Below are 15,592 nucleotides of genomic sequence, written 5' to 3' on the forward strand. Positions count from 1 at the left end.
TTCAGACGCAGTCGGATGCGCCGTCGACGACGAAGAGCGCGCCACTGGTGTAGCTGCTCTGCTCGGTGCACAGAAACGCGATCGTCGGCGCGATCTCCCCGACCGATCCGAACCGGCGCAACGGAATGTGCGCCAGCTCGGATTCCACCAGTTCGGCCGACCCGTGCATCGGAGCGGTCATCGGGGTGTCGATCGTGCCCGGCGCCACCGCATTCACCCGGATCCCCTTGCGCGCCCACTTGACCGCGAGATTCCGCGTGATGCAAACGATCCCGGCCTTCGCGGCGCCGTAGCCGGGCACCAGCGGAACGGCTCGCAGCGCCGACATCGACGCCAGGTTGACCACGCTGGCGCCGCCGGGCGCAGTCGACGACTTCAACGCCCCGTACAGGGCGACCGTGAGCCGGTACGGACCGGTCAGGTTGAGCGCGACCGACGCGTCGAACCCGTCGGGCTTCGACTCGTCAAGGCCGCCGGGGAAATTCGCGCCGGCATTGTTGACGAGCACGTCGAGGCGGGTGAACCTCTGCGCGAGCGCGTCTATCGACTTTTCCTCGATGATCTGCAATTGGTGATAGGCCATACCGGACAGGTCGGCCTGGTAGTCGGCGGCGGTCGGTTTGGTTCCGGTGATGGCAACCGAGGCACCGGCGTCGCGGAACAGCGTCGCGCTGGCGTGCCCGATGCCGCTGGTGCCGCCGGTGATCAGCACCTCCGTCCCGGTGAAGTCGAAGGTGACGCGTGCCGTCATAAGTTCCTCGCTAATCGGTTTGTGAGCCAGGCGCTTTCCCAGAAGTTGGTGCTGTCGGCCAGCAGCGTTTCGTGCGCCCTCTTCAACACTTCGCGCGCGCCCGCGTGCTCGGACGCGGCGAGCTCGGCGAGGTGGATGGCGTGCAGCGCCCGGCCCGCGTCGAGGTGCCTGCGCGCCCTGTCCACCAACGCATCGGCGCCGGCCAGCTCCACCACGTCGGCGGCGACGGCGTCGAAGCCGACGGGGTACAGCTCCGTGGTCGACCGGTGATGAAACCAGCCCGAGTAGTTCTCCCAGACGGCGCGCACGTCCCAGGCGACCTTGCCGTAGCCCTGGCCCACTTCGTATTCCGGGGGCAACGTGATCTCGCGCATCAGGGTCCGGACGTCCTTGCCCGCGTTCATCCCGGCGACGGTCTGGTCGTGGATGTATTGGATCGCGTCCCGCAGCCGGGTCAATTCGGCGTTGATGCGCCCCTTGCCGGCGATCGGGTCGAAGTGGCCGGTCACCAGGAGTTCCGGCTCCAGCTCGCGCACCCGCTCGACCGACGCGATCGCGGTCAGCGCGTCCCGGTACCGGTCGCCGCGCATCGTCACGAGGTTGGGGATGTGCCCGAACACCGGGCCGAAGGTGTTCCCGCACAGGCAGATCCGTTCGTCGGGTAGCCACACAACCAGCGAATCGGTGGTCTCACCGCCGGGCACCGAGATCAGCTCCATCCGCCGGCCGCCGATCTCCAGGGTCAGCGTGTCCTCGAATTCGAGGTCGACGACGGGCACGCTCTGGCCGGCCAGCCGCGTCGTACCGAGACGGCGCTGAATGGCCTGGATGCCCGTCGCCAGCTTGTCCTGGAAGGCGAACGCGCTGCGGGCGGCGCGGTACGGGATCAGCCGTTCGTTGTCGTCGCGCCACGCGGTCCAGTTCGCCTGCGCGACAACCGTTGTATCGGGGTCGCGCACGCTGTCCAAGCCGCCGACGTGGTCGACGTGGCCCTGCGTGAAGATGATGTAGCGCACCGGGGAGGGGTCGACGGCGTCGAAGTTGGCGCGGTGCACCGGCCCCTCGAAGCCCATCCCGGTGTTGACGACGACCCGGCCGTCGCCGGTGGTCAGCAGGTAGGCGTTCGACAGGCCCGGCGAGCACCACAGGCCCGGCGCTATCTGGTCGGCCTTCTCGGCGGACGCCGGGCGCATGGCATCGGCGCCGGGTCTGCTGCGATAGACGGGTTCCATCGCGGATGTCTCCTTCATTCGGGGCGGACGTCGAACCTGTCGAAGTAGAAGCCGAACCGCCCGCGCAGTTCGTCGGGCGAGATGCCGAAATGCCGCTGCAGGTCGTAGCGGATGCGGCCGTGCTTGCCCCGCGGGTTGCCGTCCAGGTACTGCTGCAGGCGCCCCCGCACCTTCGGTGTCAGCTCGACGCCGCCCCGCCGGTACAGCTGCTCCAGCAGCGGCAGCTCGTTGCCGTTGAGGTGGTGGAAGCTGATGTCGATGCTGCGTTCGGCCGGAACGAGCTCGCGGTCACGCACGCACGCGCCGAGCAGCCGGTGCACCCGGTCGCTCCAGTAGTCCAGCAGCCAGCCCGCGTCGATGCTGGTGCGGCGCAGCCGGTCGGAGTAGGCCATCATCGTGATCGCCGACTGCACCACCGCCACCGGGTCGCGATGGGTGAAGGCCACCGTCGCGTCGGGAAAGGTCGCCATCAGCGGGCCGAGCTGCTCGCAGTGCTGCGGGCTCTTCAGGACCCAGGTCCGCGGACCGCGCAGGAAGGTCAGCGCCTGCAGAACTTTCCTCAGGTACGCGTAGTGGCGGTTTTGGTCGAGCGCCAGGTAGTAATCGCGCCAATCGGGCACGCGCGCGTGCCATTCCAGGACGTAGGCGGCCAGGTCGAGGTCGAGCAGTTCGACCTCCTCCTCGATCGCCTCGGGAAACCGGTCGTGCATCGCGGCCACCACCGGCGCGCTGGCCATGAGCGCGTCGTGCTCGGCCTTCGCCCGCGCGTAGCGGGGATCGACCCCGAAGATGTCGGGGCCCTGGCCGCGGGCGGGAATCGGTTCCTGGCTCTCCCAATAGGGCAGCGCGCGCCGGCGCGGGTCGGCGGCGATGAGATTCACCAGATGCGTGGTGCCGGATCGCGGCATCCCGACCACGATGAGGGGCTTTTCGATGACAATCGACTCGATTTCGGGGTAGCGCCCGATGAGCTCGACCAGCGACAGCCGGTTGCGCAGCAGGCGAACCACTCGCTGCCGCAGCGACGTGCGGGTGAGCTGGGTCAGGCCCTCGTCGGCCTCGATCGCCGCCACGTGCGCGGCCAGCCGCTCCCCGAACCCGTCGCCGTCGTCCAGATCGCCGGCACCGGCCTGCCCGACCGCCTCGGCCAGCATCCGGTCGATGTCGAAGTCGACCGGCCTGGCTTCGGTGAATTCCAGAATCTGACGCTGCACATCGGTCAGCCGAGGTGCCGTCAGATCGTCGAAGTCGATGTCATTCACGTCGCCGACCGCATGACCCACGCGCCCGCCTCCTCGACATCGACTGCGTCGAAGCTACCGCAGCGAGCCGAGAGTTCTACAGGTTAGCCAGGTCGTCGGGAACGTCGACCTTGTGCTCCTGCAGCGCCTCCAGGGGGACCACCTCGAGCGTGCGCTCGTGGGTGGACGCCAGCACCACGGGCGCGGCGAACCCGTCGTGATGGGCCCGGAGCCAGTTCAGCGCGGTGACACACCAGCGGTCGCCGGGGAGCAGCCCGGGGAACCGGAGCTCGGGAACCGGCGTCAGCAAGTCGTTACCGATGGAACGCTGGTGTTCCAGGAACTCAGCGGTCATCACCGCACAGATCGTGTGCCGGCCGAGGTCCTCCGAACCGGTCGAGCAGCAGCCGTCGCGGTAGTAACCGGTAAGTGGTTCCGTGCCGCACGGTTCCAGCGGACCGCCGAGCACATTGCGATCAGGCACGCGCTTAGTATCGCGCTCCTCGGCGCGAAGTTCGAAGGATCTTTTTGCATCCGTTCCGCAAATGCCATCCGGTACCCGATCGGCCCTGCTACGCGGTACGTTCTGCGTGTGATGCTTGCCGGTGCTTTCCTGGCGGAAGCGGCCGCGACGGTCGACAACAAACTAAACGTGCAAGGCGGCGTGCTGTCCAAATTCACGGTCGGTCCCGACCGGGTGGCCCGCATTGTCCTGGTGGTGCTGACCCAGCCCGACGACGAAGATTCGGAACGGCGGATCGACGTGGAAATGAAGCCACCGACGCTTGACGCCACTCAACACACTTCGTTCGAAGCGCCACAGGCCGCCGTCGGGGACTTTCCGGGTTTCGCCTTCTTTCCGATCGAGACGCGGCTGCCGTTTGACGGCCGCTGGGTGATCGACGTTTCGTGCGGAGATTCGGTGGTCTCGTTACCCCTTGTCGTAAACGAGTGGTCGCCGCAGTCATTCGGCATCTGAGCGGGCCCGTTTTCACCAGGCGCACAACGGTCTTGGCGCCCGTCGTGACCGCATCCCAAGGGCCACAACGCACCCGCGGGCCCCGCGCGTGAATGCCGCTAGGTCACAACGAGATAACAATTCCCGAAGCGCCGATAAGCTCCCCGGCGACTCGCTGGCCAAATCCCGGGGAGGCGGCCCGGCGAAATTTATCGTCAGATCGTGCACCGTCGAACAGCCCTCAAGATCCCCTTGCTGCTGGCGGCGGGCACGGCGCTGGCCCACGCGCCCCGCGCCTCGGCCGAACCGGCACCGCGCTCCTCCGGTGAGGTGACCCGGTGGTCACCCGACCGTGCCAATCGTTGGTACCAAGCGCAGGGATGGCTCGTCGGTGCCAACTACATCCCGTCCACCGCCATCAATCAGCTCGAGATGTTTCAGCCGGGCACCTACGACCTCCGGCGCATCAATACCGAGCTGGGCTGGGCCCGGGCATACGGCTTCAACAGCGTGCGGGTGTTTCTGCACGATCAGCTGTGGGCGCAGGACGCCCGCGGCTTCCACAACCGCCTCGCGCAGTTCGTCAGCCTCGCCGCCAGCCACGGCATCAGGCCGCTGTTCGTCTTCTTCGACTCGTGCTGGGACCCGTTCCCCAAACTGGGCCCGCAACGGGCGCCGAGGCCCGGCGTGCACAACTCGGGTTGGGTGCAGAGCCCCGGCGCCGAACGCCTGGGCGATCCCGCCTACACCCGCGTCCTGCACGACTACGTGACGAGCGTGTTGACCCAATTCCGCAGTGACAACCGGATTTTGGGTTGGGACATGTGGAACGAGCCCGACAACCCCGCGCGCGTGTATCAAAAGGTGGAGAGGAAAGACAAGCTGGAACTGGTCGCCGAGCTGCTCCCCCAGGTGTTCCGGTGGGCGCGCGCGGTCGACCCGAGCCAACCGTTGACAAGCGGCGTGTGGCGCGGCGGCGATCAGGGCGAGCAGGGGGGCCGCAGCCCGATCAGCGACATCCAGCTGAACAACGCCGACGTGATCACCTTTCACTCATACGCCGAGCCCGCGGGCTTCGAGTCGCGGATCGCCGAGCTTGCGCCGCTGGGGCGACCGATCATCTGTACCGAGTACATGGCCCGGCCCCAGGGCAGCACCATCGAGGCGATCCTGCCGATCGCGAAGCGGCGCAACGTCGGCGCCTTCAACTGGGGTCTGGTCGCCGGCAAGACCCAGACCTACTATCCTTGGGACTCCTGGGACCACCCGTATCCGGCGCCGCCGAAGGTGTGGTTTCATGACCTTCTGCAACCCGATGGCCGGCCCTTTCGGGACAATGAATTGCAGGCGGCTAGGAGCCTGACCAGCGGCGGGCCTACCTGAAGCGCCCCCGGACGGGGGAGCGGTAACAATTTCGTAATAAGGAGGGCGGGCCTCGCCGGCTTTTCGCGCCCGCGGGTTCCTATCCGAGCGACCGGCTGTTGCGCCTGTCGAAGTAATCCGTCCACGACACGATCTCGGGGTGCTGCTTGAGCAAGGCCCTGCGCTGCCGCTCGGTCATACCACCCCAGATCCCGAACTCGACCTTGTTGTCGAGCGCTTCCGCCCCGCATTCCTGCATCACGGGGCAGTGACGGCAGATAGCCGCGGCCCTTCGCTGGGCGGCTCCCCGCACAAATAGTTCGTCGGGATCGGTTTCCCTGCACAGCGCCTTCGTGACCCACGCGCGATCGCCCGCGTCCACTGCGCGCGGAGCGCCGGCTGGGGGCACCAGATTTAGCGGCCGCGAGGCCGGTCCTGTTCCTGGCAAGGAGCCATCCCTTCGTCTCGGCCGCGAGTCCGCGACCGCCTCCCCGATGCTGGGATTCGCGCCACACGTGCCCGTTGCTGTGACCTGGATCCCCCCGAGTGCCAAAGATAGCGGTTCGATATCGATTGCGCAACGGCTTTCTGGTACAGACGTACCTTTCCCCGTGAGTTGGCGCGGAGGCAGCCCGCGACCGATCGGCACCGCGCCCGGCGCGCGGCCAAACAGGTTACGAGGGGCGAGGAGGCTTTACCAAGCGACGAGGTGGATATCGGTGCACGATGACGCCGCTCACCCCGGCGTGAATGACGCCGTCGGTTTGACTGGCTTTGGCGGTGGCGGAGGGATTTGAACCCTCGGACGGTTTTAGCCGTCACACGCTTTCGAGGCGTGCTCCTTAGGCCGCTCGGACACGCCACCGCCAGGCAGCTTACCCAACCGCTGGCCGCTCACCCCAATCGCTGGCGGGCGAAGAAGTCCTCCAGCGGCGCGGCGCATTGCTGCGCGAGCACACCGCCGCGCACCTGCGGGCGGTGGTTGAGCCGACGGTCGCGGACGACGTCCCACAGCGACCCGACCGCTCCCGTCTTGGGTTCCCACGCCCCGAACACCAGCCGCGCGATGCGGGCCAGGACCAACGCGCCCGCGCACATAGTGCACGGTTCGACGGTCACCGCGAGCGTGGCGCCCTCCAGCCGCCACCCGTCGCCGAGCACGTGCGCGGCCGCCCGCATCGCCAGGATTTCGGCGTGCGCGGTCGGATCGCCAAGGGCCTCACGGGCATTCACCGCCCGGGCCAGTTCGGTCCCGTCGGCGCCGATGACCACCGCACCGATCGGCACGTCGCGGGGGCCCGCCGTCGCGGCGACCGACAGTGCGGTGCGGATCAGGTCTTCGTCGGTGATCGGTGATCACCGACCGAGGCGGTCGATCACCGCCGACAGCTCGTCGGCGAAGCCCATCTCGCGGGCGATGCGGCCCAATTGCTCGTCGGCGTACAGGTCGCTCTCGTCGAGGATGACCCCCAGCACCGCCTCGGGCAGTCCGACATCGGACAGCAGCCCCAGGTCGCCCTCCTCGAACGGGTCCGCGTCCTCGAGGTCCTCGGGATCGATGTCGGCGTCGAGGTTGTCCAGCGCTTCGGCGGCGATGTCGTAGTCCAGCGCGGCGGTGGCATCCGAGAGCAGCAGCCTGGTCCCCGACGGTCCTGGGCGAACGATGACGAAAAATTCGTCGTCCACGTCGAGGAGTCCGAAGACCGCGCCGGAGCTGCGCAGCTCACGCAGCTCGGTCTCGGCGGCCTTCAGGCTCGTCAGCGCCTTGGGAGACATGGCATAACAGCGCCATTTGCCCTCTTCGCGCACGACCGCAACGCCGAAGCCGTCCGGCGCGTCCGCGGACGGGCCTTGCGCCGAGGCCCGCTGTGCTCCCATGGGCGCCTACGCTAGTCGCTGACCAGGCCCTCTGACCAGACGCAGCGCTGACTGTGCCAACCTTGGATTGTGGCTCATCCTCGGTCCGAAACCCCCGTGTGCGTGCTCGGGCTGGGCCTCATCGGGGGCTCGATCATGCGGGCCACCACGGCGGCCGGCCGCGACGTGTTCGGCTACAACCGGTCGGTGGAGGGCGCGCACGCCGCCAGCGCCGACGGCTTCGACGCCAGCACCGATCTCACCCAGACCCTGACCCGGGCCGCCGACACCGGCGCGCTGATCGTCCTGGCCGTGCCGATGCCGGCGTTGGCAGGCCTGCTCGCCCACGTCAGCGAACTGGCCCCCGATTGCCCGCTGACCGACGTCACCAGCGTCAAAAGCGCCGTGCTCGACGCGGTGGCCGCGGCGGGCCTGCTGGAGCGCTTCGTCGGCGGTCACCCCATGACGGGCACCGCGGATTCGGGTTGGGCCGCGGGCTATGCCGGGTTGTTCACCAGGGCGCCGTGGGTGGTCAGCGTGGACGACCATGTCGACCCCCGGATCTGGTCGATGGTGATGCAGCTCGCGCTGGACTGCGGCGCGCTGGTGGTGCCGGCCAAATCGGACGAGCACGACGCCGCGGCGGCGGCCATCTCCCATCTCCCGCACCTGCTCGCCGAGGCGCTGGCCGTCACGGCCGGGGAGGTCCCGCTGGCCTTCGCGCTGGCGGCCGGCTCCTTCCGCGACGGCACCCGGGTCGCCGGCACCGCCCCGGAACTGGTGCGGGCGATGTGCGAGAGCAATTCCGCGCAGCTGCTGCCCGAGCTCGACCAGGTCATCGAGCTACTCGTCCGCGCCCGCGAGTCGCTGGCCTCCCACAACACGCTGGCCGACCTCATCGACGCGGGCCACGCCGCGCGGACCCGTTACGACAGCTTCCCGCGCTCCGACATCTTCACCGTCGTCATCGGCGCGGAGAACTGGCGCGAAGAACTGGCCGCGGCGGGCCGGGCGGGCGGGGTGATCAGATCCGCTCTGCCAAGCCTGGATAGTCCACGATGAATCCCTCTTCATCGGCGCTCACCGCGGTGTCGGCGACCGGGGAGCGCAACTTGATCCCCTCGCGGCTTCCCTCGCTGGTGTAGCTCACCGTCGCCGCGGTGACGGACATGTCGGGTACGTTCACATAGACCATCGGCAACGTGACCATGTCCGCCCGCTCGTGCAGCCCGAGGCGCCGGATGGGCAGCGCATTGAAAAACGGGCTGAACACCACGTCGACGTCGAGCGCGCCGTTGTACCCGGCGCGCCGCTCGCCCTGGTGGTCGGTCACCAGCCACATGTTTTCCTCGTCGCGGGCGATGGAGAGCACGCGTTCCCGCTCGGCCAGCGTGACGGTCAGCCCCAGGCGCTTGGTGGCGCCGGTCTCGTCGGTCTGCACGTCGTAGTAGGCGCCGAACGCCGGGTTGGTCGCGGTGGCGGCGGCCACGATGCGTCCATTGGCCCGGATCCGCTTGCCGGACACTTGGATTCGCACCGATTCCATGCGGGATACGTCCTGCGCGCGCCAGGTCAACATCGCCTGCCACACGCGCCGGGCTGGGTCAGAGGGGGCTGCGTTCACGCTTCTACCGTAGGACTTGTCCATCGGCGGCGGCGGGTTTGGCCCCAAGTGCGGTGGGCGTCACGTGGCCGGGCCGCCGGGCGGCCCCGCCTGATCGGCCGCGCAACCGCCCGGTGCCCGGCACCGAGGCCCACACCGCCAGCGCGAGCAGGCCGTCGAGGATCAGCGCGAGCGCGGCCACCATCAGCGCACCGACCAGGGCGAGCTGAAATTGGCGCTCCTTGATCCCGTCGATCAGGTATCGGCCCAGCCCACCGAGGCTGGCATAGGCGGCCACCGTCGCGGTGGCGACCACCTGCAGCGTCGCGTTGCGCAGCCCGCCCAGGATCAGCGGCAGCGCGTTGGGTATCTCGACGCGCAGCAACACCCGGGTCTCCGTCATGCCCATGGCGCGGGCGGCGTCGACGACCGTCGGGTCGACATTGGCGATGCCCGCGTACGTACCGGCCAGCAGCGAAGGCACTCCGAGCAGCATCAGGGCAACCAGCGGCGGCCCGATGCCCAGCCCGAACAGCAATACCCCCAGCAGCAGCACGCCCAGCGTCGGCAGCGCCCGCAGCCCGTTGACCGCCCCCACCACCAGGAGCGTGCCGCGACCCGTGTGCCCGATGACCAGCCCGATCGGGACGGCGATCACCGCGGACGCGGCCACCGCGATCGCGGTGTACTCCAGATGCTCCACGACGCGCGCCGCCAGCCCGACCGGACCGGTCCAGTTGTCGGCGGTCAGCAGGTAGGCGAGCGCCCGTTGTAGGAAGTTCATCGCGCGCCGCCCACGACCGGGGCCACCACCGAGCGGCGACCGGTCCTGCGCCCGGCGCGCTCCCACGGCGTGGCAAGCCGCCCGGCCACGACGATGACCGCGTCGATGACGGTGGCCAGCACGAACAGCGCGACGATGCCCGCGACGATCTGGTCGCTCTTGTCGGTCTGGTAGCCCGCGGTGAACCAGGTGCCCAGGCCGCCGATGCCGATCACCGAGCCGACCGAGACCATCGCGATGTTGGTCACCACGACCACGCGCAACCCTGCGACCAACACCGGGATAGACAGCGGCAGGTCGACTTTCAGCATCCGCTTGAGTGTCGGGTACCCAACCGCGGCGGCGGCGTCGCGCACCTGGGCCGGCACCGCATCCAGCGCCTCGAGCACCCCCCGCACCAGCAACGCGGCGGTGTAGGCGCTCAGCGCGACCATGACGTTGGCCTCGTCGAGGATCCGCGTTCCGATGATCATCGGCAAGACCACGAACAGTGCCAGCGACGGAATGGTGAACACGACGGCGGCGCCCGCCGTCGTCAGCCGTCGGGGAATCGGCGCGCGCTGCACCGCGACGCCCAGCGGGACCGCGATCGCCAACCCGATCAGCACCGGCACCAACGACAGCCGCAGATGCACCAGCGTCAGCGCCCAGGCGTCGTCGAGATGGGTGAACAAGTAGTGCATCGACCCTCTCCTCTAGGCCCGCCGCCGCGCGTCGACCGCGGCCAGCACGTCGGCGGCCAGCACGCCGCCGATGACCTTGCCCCCGTCGTCCACGGCGACGCCGACGCCCGACGGCGACGACAGCGCCGCGTCGAGCGCGTGGCTGAGATTGCCGCCCGGGCGGAACAGCGAGCCGACGCCACTGACGCTGTCGGCCAACGGCGCGCCGCCGCGGTGCTTGCGCAGGCCCTCGGCGTCGATCCACCCCACTGGGGCTCCCGCGTCGTCGACCACCACCGCCCAGCCGTCGGGCAGGCCGGTATCGCGCAGGCTGTCGGCGGCGACCCGCTCGATGTCATGCAAAGACAAGCCGGCCGCGTCCATCAGCTGCAGCAATCGGTAGCCGCGGCCCATGCCGATGAACCTGGCCACGAATTCGTTGGCCGGACGCGAAAGCAGCTGCGCGGGTTCGTCGTACTGCTGCAGTACGCCGCCTTTGAACACCGCTACCCGATCGCCCAGTCTGAGCGCCTCGTCGATGTCGTGAGTGACGAAGACGATGGTCTTGCGCAATTCGCCTTGCAGCCGCAGTATTTCGTTTTGCAGCTCGTGCCGTACCACCGGGTCGACCGCCGAGAACGGCTCGTCCATCAGCAGGATGGGTGGGTCCGCGGCCAGTGCGCGGGCCACACCGACGCGTTGTTGTTCACCGCCGGACAGCTGGGCCGGGTAGCGGGCGGCGATCTTGGTGTCGAGCCCGACGCGTTCGAGCACCTCGTAGGCGGCTTTGCGGGCGGCCCTACGTGGCTGTCCCTTCAGCACCGGAACGGTTGCGACGTTGTCGATCACGCGCTGATGGGGCATGAGTCCGGCGTGCTGGATGACGTAGCCGATCCCGAGGCGCAGGCGCACCGGGTTGACGCCTCTGACGTCCGCGCCGTCGACGGTGATGGTGCCGCAGGTCGGCTCGATCATCCGGTTGATCATCCGCAGCGCCGTGGTCTTGCCGCTGCCCGAAGACCCGACGAAGACGGTCAATTCGCCGGTCGGAACCGTCAGGCTCAGCCGGTCCACGGCGGCGGTCCCGTCGGCGAACACCTTGCTGACGTGGTCGAAGACAATCAACGGCGTTGGCCGATCGGGTGGTTGAAGCCGTTGTACTGCACCCAGTTTCGTGCCGCCTGGTCCGGATCGACTCCCGAGTTTCCCGACACCGCGGCGTTGAGGCCGGCCATGCCGGTGGTGCTCAGCTTCGCCGAGACCGCGTCGAGCACGTTCTTGAGCAGATCCGACTTCTTCTGCGAATTCACGAGCGGGACAATGTTGCCGGCCAGAAAGTTGTGTTCGGGATCCTCGAGCGCCACCAGGTGTTCTTGCAGGATGGCCGGTGACGTGCTGAAGACGTTGGCGGCGGTGACCCTGCCCTCCAGCAATGCGCGCACGGTCACCGCGCCGCCGCCGTCGTTGATGGCGACGAAGTTACCCGGGCTAATGGCCAGGCCGTACTTCTGCCGCAAGCCCGGCAGGCCGGACGGCCGGTTCTCGAACGCCGAGGGCGCCCCGAACCGCACCTCGGGCGAGTGGGCGGCCAAATCGCCGATTGTCTTCAGGTTCCAGTTGCGGGCGGTGCCGGCGGTGACGGTGACCGTGTCGGTGTCGGAAGCCGGTGACGGCGTGAGGATCGACAGGTCACCGGGAAGTTGCTTGTACAACTCCAACTCGACGTCGTCGAGCAAGGTCGCGGTGGAGTTGGGCGCGAAGTACAACAGCAGGTTGCCGATGTACTCGGGCACCAGATCGATGGAATGATCTTTCAGCGCAGGGATATACGTCTCTCTGCTGCCGATGCCCATTCGACGCCCGATCTCAAAACCGTTGGCCTGCAGCGCTTGTGCGTAGATTTCGGCGACGATCTCCGATTCCGGGAAATCGCCGGAGCCGACCACAATGGATTTCGGGCTGCGGGCCACCGCCCCCAGCGGATCGGAATTGCTGCAGGCCGCGATCAGGCATAACGTGGCCAGCCACGCTGCCGCGCGGAAGGTCGCGCGGCGGGCGCGCGGCAGCATCCTCATAACGCCGACACTAACGGCAGAACCGCCGCGACGCGGCAGGCCCGAGGGCAGGTCGCGGGTGGTGTTTTGCGTGGATTTGTTTCAATCCGCCCAGGATGGGACAAAGATGACAGTATGAGTGGCCAAACCCCAGCCTCGCCCACCCCGTCACCGGCTCCGCACGGTGGCGCGACCCCCAAGGAGCCGGCCGTCGGGTTCACCCGCGCCGGCGCCCTGTGGACGTCCCTGACCGCAGGCTTTCTGACCCTGATCGTGTTGCTCATCTTCATAGCCCAGAACACGAGTTCGGCGTCGTTTGCGTTCTTCGGCTGGCGCTGGACGTTGCCGCTGGGCGTGGCGATCCTGCTGGCGGCGGTGGTGGGCGGGCTGATCACGGTCGCGGCCGGCACCGCGCGGATCCTTCAGCTGCGTCGCGCGGCGAAGAAGCATCACGCGGCGGCACACTCAAATCCTTCAGCGCCGCCCGGTTAGCTTTCGCGCCGGCAGTCAAGGCGTGGGGTAGGCAGTGTTGATCGCCCGGGGTGCCAACCTCGGTTGTCGCCCGATAAACGGTTGGGTCGTGAGGTCGGCTGGGCCGTGATGGTCGGCAGGCTGATTAGTCGCCGTGGGGCGGCAGGCTTTCGTGTGCGCCGTAGAGCGGCCCAGCGCGAGCGGGCGGCAAGCTAAGTTGCGCCGTCGTGCGGCATAGCCGGAACAGCCGTCACCGCTCGCGACTGAGCCTTCCTCGACGATAGCGCTGTTCATCGAAAGGTTGTTGGGTTCGAAGCAGTCGATACGCCAGTCGGCAGGCGTGGCGGGCCAACGCGACACGGGCCTGTATGGGAGCCATACCCCGAGCTCGGAGTTCAGCGTCGCGGCCGGCAAAGGAGGGCGATTGTTGGGAAAGTCCCCAGGCGATGCCCATCAGGGCGTCACGATGCTCGGCCAAGCCCTGGCGGGAGATGCGCCCACGCCGGTTCAGCGTGGCCGACTGGTAGAGCGCAGGGGCCAAACCTGTGGCCGAATAGAGGTGTTCGGCATCAGGAAACCGCTCAATGGGCAGACTGTGCGCAGCAAAGGCGGCCGCCCGGATCGACGCGACGCCGGGCAGCGTGGTCAACACCTGCCCGTCGGTCGCCGCCAGCAGTTCGCTGGTCTGGGCGTCAAGTTCGGTGATGTCGACAAGTAGCCGACGGTAGCGGTCGAGGTCGCGTCCCAGGCGTTGAGCCCGGCCAGCCGCGTCGGCCGGTGGTGGCAAACACTGTCGCCACCGAGCCGCCCAATAGTCGGCGGTGGCGACGGTCAATCGCCCCGGTGCACGGCAGATCAAGGACCGTGATTTTGGTGGCCGTCCCGCGAACGCCGCAGCACAGGCCAACACGGCCAGCCCGGTCGGCGTGTCCAGCGCCAGCGCCCTGCCATGGCCGGCCGGCGCAGACAAGCCCGGACACAACACGTTGAGTTGATCATGGAGCCGCTGCTGGGCGACCTTGCGATCGGCCACCAGCCCTCGCCGATGACGCACCACCGCGCGTAACGCCTCGACCGCCGATTGCTCGTGATAGCGCCGCCCAAGACCCTGCCGAACCAGGTAGGTCAAGGCAGCACAGTCTCGATCGTCGGACTTGAACCGCCCTGATCCCAACTGAATTCGCGCTGCCGTGGTCTCCGACGGTGCAAACACCCGCACCGATCCGGCATGACGACGCTCCAATTCCGACACCCACGCCCGGTGCAAGCTGCCCGTCGCCTCGACCGCAATCACCGGCTCGCCGCCACCTCGCCCACCAAGCGCGAGCTCCAACCCCAAGACGCCCTCCTGCGACACCGGCAATGACATTGGATCAACCAGCAACCCCGACCCGTCGCTGATCCACACCCGATTGAACGCCTTGCCAGGATCAACTGCGACGATCACCGTCGCCGGATCGAGCGCATTTCCCAACACCGACATGAGCAGCCTCCTCTGTACCGGACCCTGCAAAGAGAATCCGCCCAGCCACTACTCATGGCCTATCAGCCGGGCAGCTTGGCGAGCTCCGCCAGTCCGCGCGAGATCAGCGGGGCGACGACCTCAGGGGCGTGTTCGGACTCCGTTCCGCTGGCCAGGTCCGACATCCGCCGGCGGAAGTCGATGCCGGCGGCGATGATGGCGAGCTTGAAGTAGGCCAGCGCCATATAAAACTCCCAATGCGCCAGCGGCAGCCCCGCCGCCAGCGAGTAGCGGTCCGCCAGCTCGTCGGCCGTCGGCAACAGCGGCGACGTCCAGGCGGCCTGCGCGTTGACGATCAGGTCCAGCGCCGGGTCGCGGTAGACGCACATCAGGGCGGCGTCGGACAGCGGGTCGCCCAGGGTCGACAGCTCCCAGTCCACGACGGCGCGCACCCTCGTCGGATCGTCGGCGTCCAGGATGGTGTTGTCGATCCGGTAGTCGCCGTGCACGATCGAGGCCCGGCTCTGCTGCGGAATTGATTGCCGCAGGCCCGAATGCAGTCGCTCGACGTCGGCGTCGCGGTGGTCGTCGGGCAGCCGCACCAGCTCCCATTGCGAACCCCACCGGCGCACCTGCCGCTCCAGGTAACCGCTGGGCTTGCCAAAGTCGGCCAGCCCCACGGCGTTCGGGTCGACGCTGTGCAGGTCGACGAGCACCCGGATCAGGGAGTCGACGCAGGCGTCGATGACGGTGTGGCTGAACGCTTCGAGCTGCGCGCGCCGGCGCACCACCTGGCCGGCAACGAATTCGACGATCTGGAACGGCGCACCCAGCACGGAGTCGTCCTCGCACAGCGCGATCGTGCGCGCGACCGGGACGGGGGTGTCCTGCAGCGCGGCGACCACCTTGTATTCGCGGGCCATGTCGTGTGCCGACGGCGTCAGCCCGTGCAGCGGGGGGCGGCGAACCAGCCAGCTGGACGCGTCGTCGTACACCCGGAACGTCAGGTTCGAGCGGCCACCGGAGATGAACTCGCCTCGCAGCTCGCCGTCGCGCCCAATCCCGAGCGAACGCAGGTACCGGTCCAGCGAGGCCAGGTCCAGCCCTTCGAGGCGATCAGTTGAAGTCACTCGAAATTGTTTACCACCGCCGGTG

Annotated in this window: 18 protein-coding genes and 1 tRNA gene; 4 read left to right on the forward strand and 15 right to left on the reverse strand. The window is 68.2% G+C overall.

The window, feature by feature from the left end; all coding sequences use genetic code 11:
- Window position 1: 1 nt before the first annotated feature.
- Genes BN4348_RS53895 through BN4348_RS53910 form a run of 4 tightly spaced genes read right to left on the reverse strand, consistent with a single transcriptional unit; the run spans window position 2 to window position 3,708 of the window.
- A complete protein-coding gene (locus tag BN4348_RS53895) occupies window positions 2-751 on the reverse strand; it encodes an SDR family NAD(P)-dependent oxidoreductase (protein WP_066916847.1) in 750 nt (249 codons plus the stop codon).
- Window positions 748-1,983: an MBL fold metallo-hydrolase gene (locus BN4348_RS53900; RefSeq protein WP_066916932.1), complete on the reverse strand. Its 1,236-nt coding sequence runs from the start codon at window positions 1,981-1,983 to the stop codon at window positions 748-750. The genes BN4348_RS53895 and BN4348_RS53900 overlap by 4 nt, the downstream gene beginning before the upstream one ends.
- 14 nt (window positions 1,984-1,997) lie before the next feature.
- Complete coding sequence (locus BN4348_RS53905) at window positions 1,998-3,266, reverse strand: sulfotransferase family protein (RefSeq protein ID WP_066916849.1); 1,269 nt, start codon at window positions 3,264-3,266, stop codon at window positions 1,998-2,000.
- Window positions 3,267-3,321: 55 nt separating this feature from the next.
- Window positions 3,322-3,708, reverse strand: a complete 387-nt coding sequence (locus BN4348_RS53910; RefSeq protein ID WP_066916851.1) for a DUF2237 family protein — start codon at window positions 3,706-3,708, stop codon at window positions 3,322-3,324.
- A gap of 111 nt (window positions 3,709-3,819) precedes the next feature.
- On the opposite strand from BN4348_RS53910, the gene BN4348_RS53915 reads away from it, so the two are divergent.
- A complete protein-coding gene (locus tag BN4348_RS53915) occupies window positions 3,820-4,203 on the forward strand; it encodes a hypothetical protein (RefSeq protein ID WP_066916853.1) in 384 nt (127 codons plus the stop codon).
- 201 nt (window positions 4,204-4,404) lie between these two features.
- Entirely contained in the window at window positions 4,405-5,565 is a 1,161-nt protein-coding gene (locus tag BN4348_RS53920; protein WP_066916855.1) for a glycoside hydrolase 5 family protein, read from the forward strand.
- A 79-nt stretch (window positions 5,566-5,644) separates the two neighbouring features.
- On the opposite strand, the gene BN4348_RS53925 is transcribed toward BN4348_RS53920, so the two are convergent.
- The 4 genes from BN4348_RS53925 to BN4348_RS53940 all read right to left on the reverse strand — a co-directional run bounded on the left by BN4348_RS53925 (window position 5,645) and on the right by BN4348_RS53940 (window position 7,422).
- Entirely contained in the window at window positions 5,645-5,956 is a 312-nt protein-coding gene (locus BN4348_RS53925; RefSeq protein ID WP_066916934.1) for a WhiB family transcriptional regulator, read from the reverse strand.
- A 363-nt stretch (window positions 5,957-6,319) separates the two neighbouring features.
- Window positions 6,320-6,409, reverse strand: a tRNA-Ser gene (locus BN4348_RS53930).
- 29 nt (window positions 6,410-6,438) lie between these two features.
- Window positions 6,439-6,894 carry a nucleoside deaminase gene (locus BN4348_RS53935; protein ID WP_066916857.1) on the reverse strand — a complete coding sequence of 152 codons (456 nt, stop codon included), beginning with the start codon at window positions 6,892-6,894 and terminating at the stop codon, window positions 6,439-6,441.
- A 6-nt stretch (window positions 6,895-6,900) separates the two neighbouring features.
- Entirely contained in the window at window positions 6,901-7,422 is a 522-nt protein-coding gene (locus BN4348_RS53940; RefSeq protein ID WP_066916859.1) for a tRNA adenosine deaminase-associated protein, read from the reverse strand.
- Between the two features lie 96 nt (window positions 7,423-7,518).
- Here BN4348_RS53940 and BN4348_RS53945 point away from each other — a divergent pair, with 96 nt between their 5' ends.
- The gene (locus BN4348_RS53945) at window positions 7,519-8,463 is read left to right on the forward strand and encodes a prephenate dehydrogenase (protein ID WP_084454551.1); all 945 of its coding nucleotides are present in this window, start codon (window positions 7,519-7,521) and stop codon (window positions 8,461-8,463) included.
- Here BN4348_RS53945 and BN4348_RS53950 read toward each other — a convergent pair.
- The 5 genes from BN4348_RS53950 to BN4348_RS53970 are packed head-to-tail and all read right to left on the reverse strand — an operon-like array spanning window position 8,426 to window position 12,525.
- The gene (locus BN4348_RS53950) at window positions 8,426-9,025 is read right to left on the reverse strand and encodes a putative glycolipid-binding domain-containing protein (protein WP_066916861.1); all 600 of its coding nucleotides are present in this window, start codon (window positions 9,023-9,025) and stop codon (window positions 8,426-8,428) included. The genes BN4348_RS53945 and BN4348_RS53950 overlap by 38 nt on opposite strands.
- A gap of 4 nt (window positions 9,026-9,029) precedes the next feature.
- Window positions 9,030-9,788, reverse strand: a complete 759-nt coding sequence (locus tag BN4348_RS53955; RefSeq protein WP_066916863.1) for an ABC transporter permease — start codon at window positions 9,786-9,788, stop codon at window positions 9,030-9,032.
- Window positions 9,785-10,471, reverse strand: a complete 687-nt coding sequence (locus BN4348_RS53960; protein WP_066916865.1) for an ABC transporter permease — start codon at window positions 10,469-10,471, stop codon at window positions 9,785-9,787. Before BN4348_RS53960 ends, BN4348_RS53955 begins: the two co-directional genes overlap by 4 nt.
- 12 nt (window positions 10,472-10,483) lie before the next feature.
- Window positions 10,484-11,575, reverse strand: coding sequence for an ABC transporter ATP-binding protein (locus tag BN4348_RS53965; RefSeq protein WP_066916867.1), 1,092 nt, complete (start codon window positions 11,573-11,575; stop codon window positions 10,484-10,486).
- Window positions 11,572-12,525, reverse strand: coding sequence for an ABC transporter substrate-binding protein (locus BN4348_RS53970; RefSeq protein WP_066916869.1), 954 nt, complete (start codon window positions 12,523-12,525; stop codon window positions 11,572-11,574). The genes BN4348_RS53965 and BN4348_RS53970 overlap by 4 nt, the downstream gene beginning before the upstream one ends.
- A gap of 114 nt (window positions 12,526-12,639) precedes the next feature.
- On the opposite strand from BN4348_RS53970, the gene BN4348_RS53975 reads away from it, so the two are divergent.
- Window positions 12,640-12,996: a LapA family protein gene (locus BN4348_RS53975; RefSeq protein WP_066916871.1), complete on the forward strand. Its 357-nt coding sequence runs from the start codon at window positions 12,640-12,642 to the stop codon at window positions 12,994-12,996.
- A gap of 229 nt (window positions 12,997-13,225) precedes the next feature.
- On the opposite strand, the gene BN4348_RS53980 is transcribed toward BN4348_RS53975, so the two are convergent.
- Both BN4348_RS53980 and BN4348_RS53985 read right to left on the reverse strand, forming a co-directional pair.
- Entirely contained in the window at window positions 13,226-14,458 is a 1,233-nt protein-coding gene (locus tag BN4348_RS53980) for an IS110 family RNA-guided transposase (RefSeq protein WP_066916873.1), read from the reverse strand.
- Between the two features lie 62 nt (window positions 14,459-14,520).
- Window positions 14,521-15,567 (reverse strand): phosphotransferase family protein, encoded by a 1,047-nt coding sequence (locus BN4348_RS53985; RefSeq protein ID WP_066916938.1) that lies wholly within the window; start codon window positions 15,565-15,567, stop codon window positions 14,521-14,523.
- Window positions 15,568-15,592: the final 25 nt, after the last annotated feature.

Source organism: Mycobacterium interjectum (assembly GCF_900078675.2).
Lineage (GTDB): Bacteria > Actinomycetota > Actinomycetes > Mycobacteriales > Mycobacteriaceae > Mycobacterium > Mycobacterium interjectum.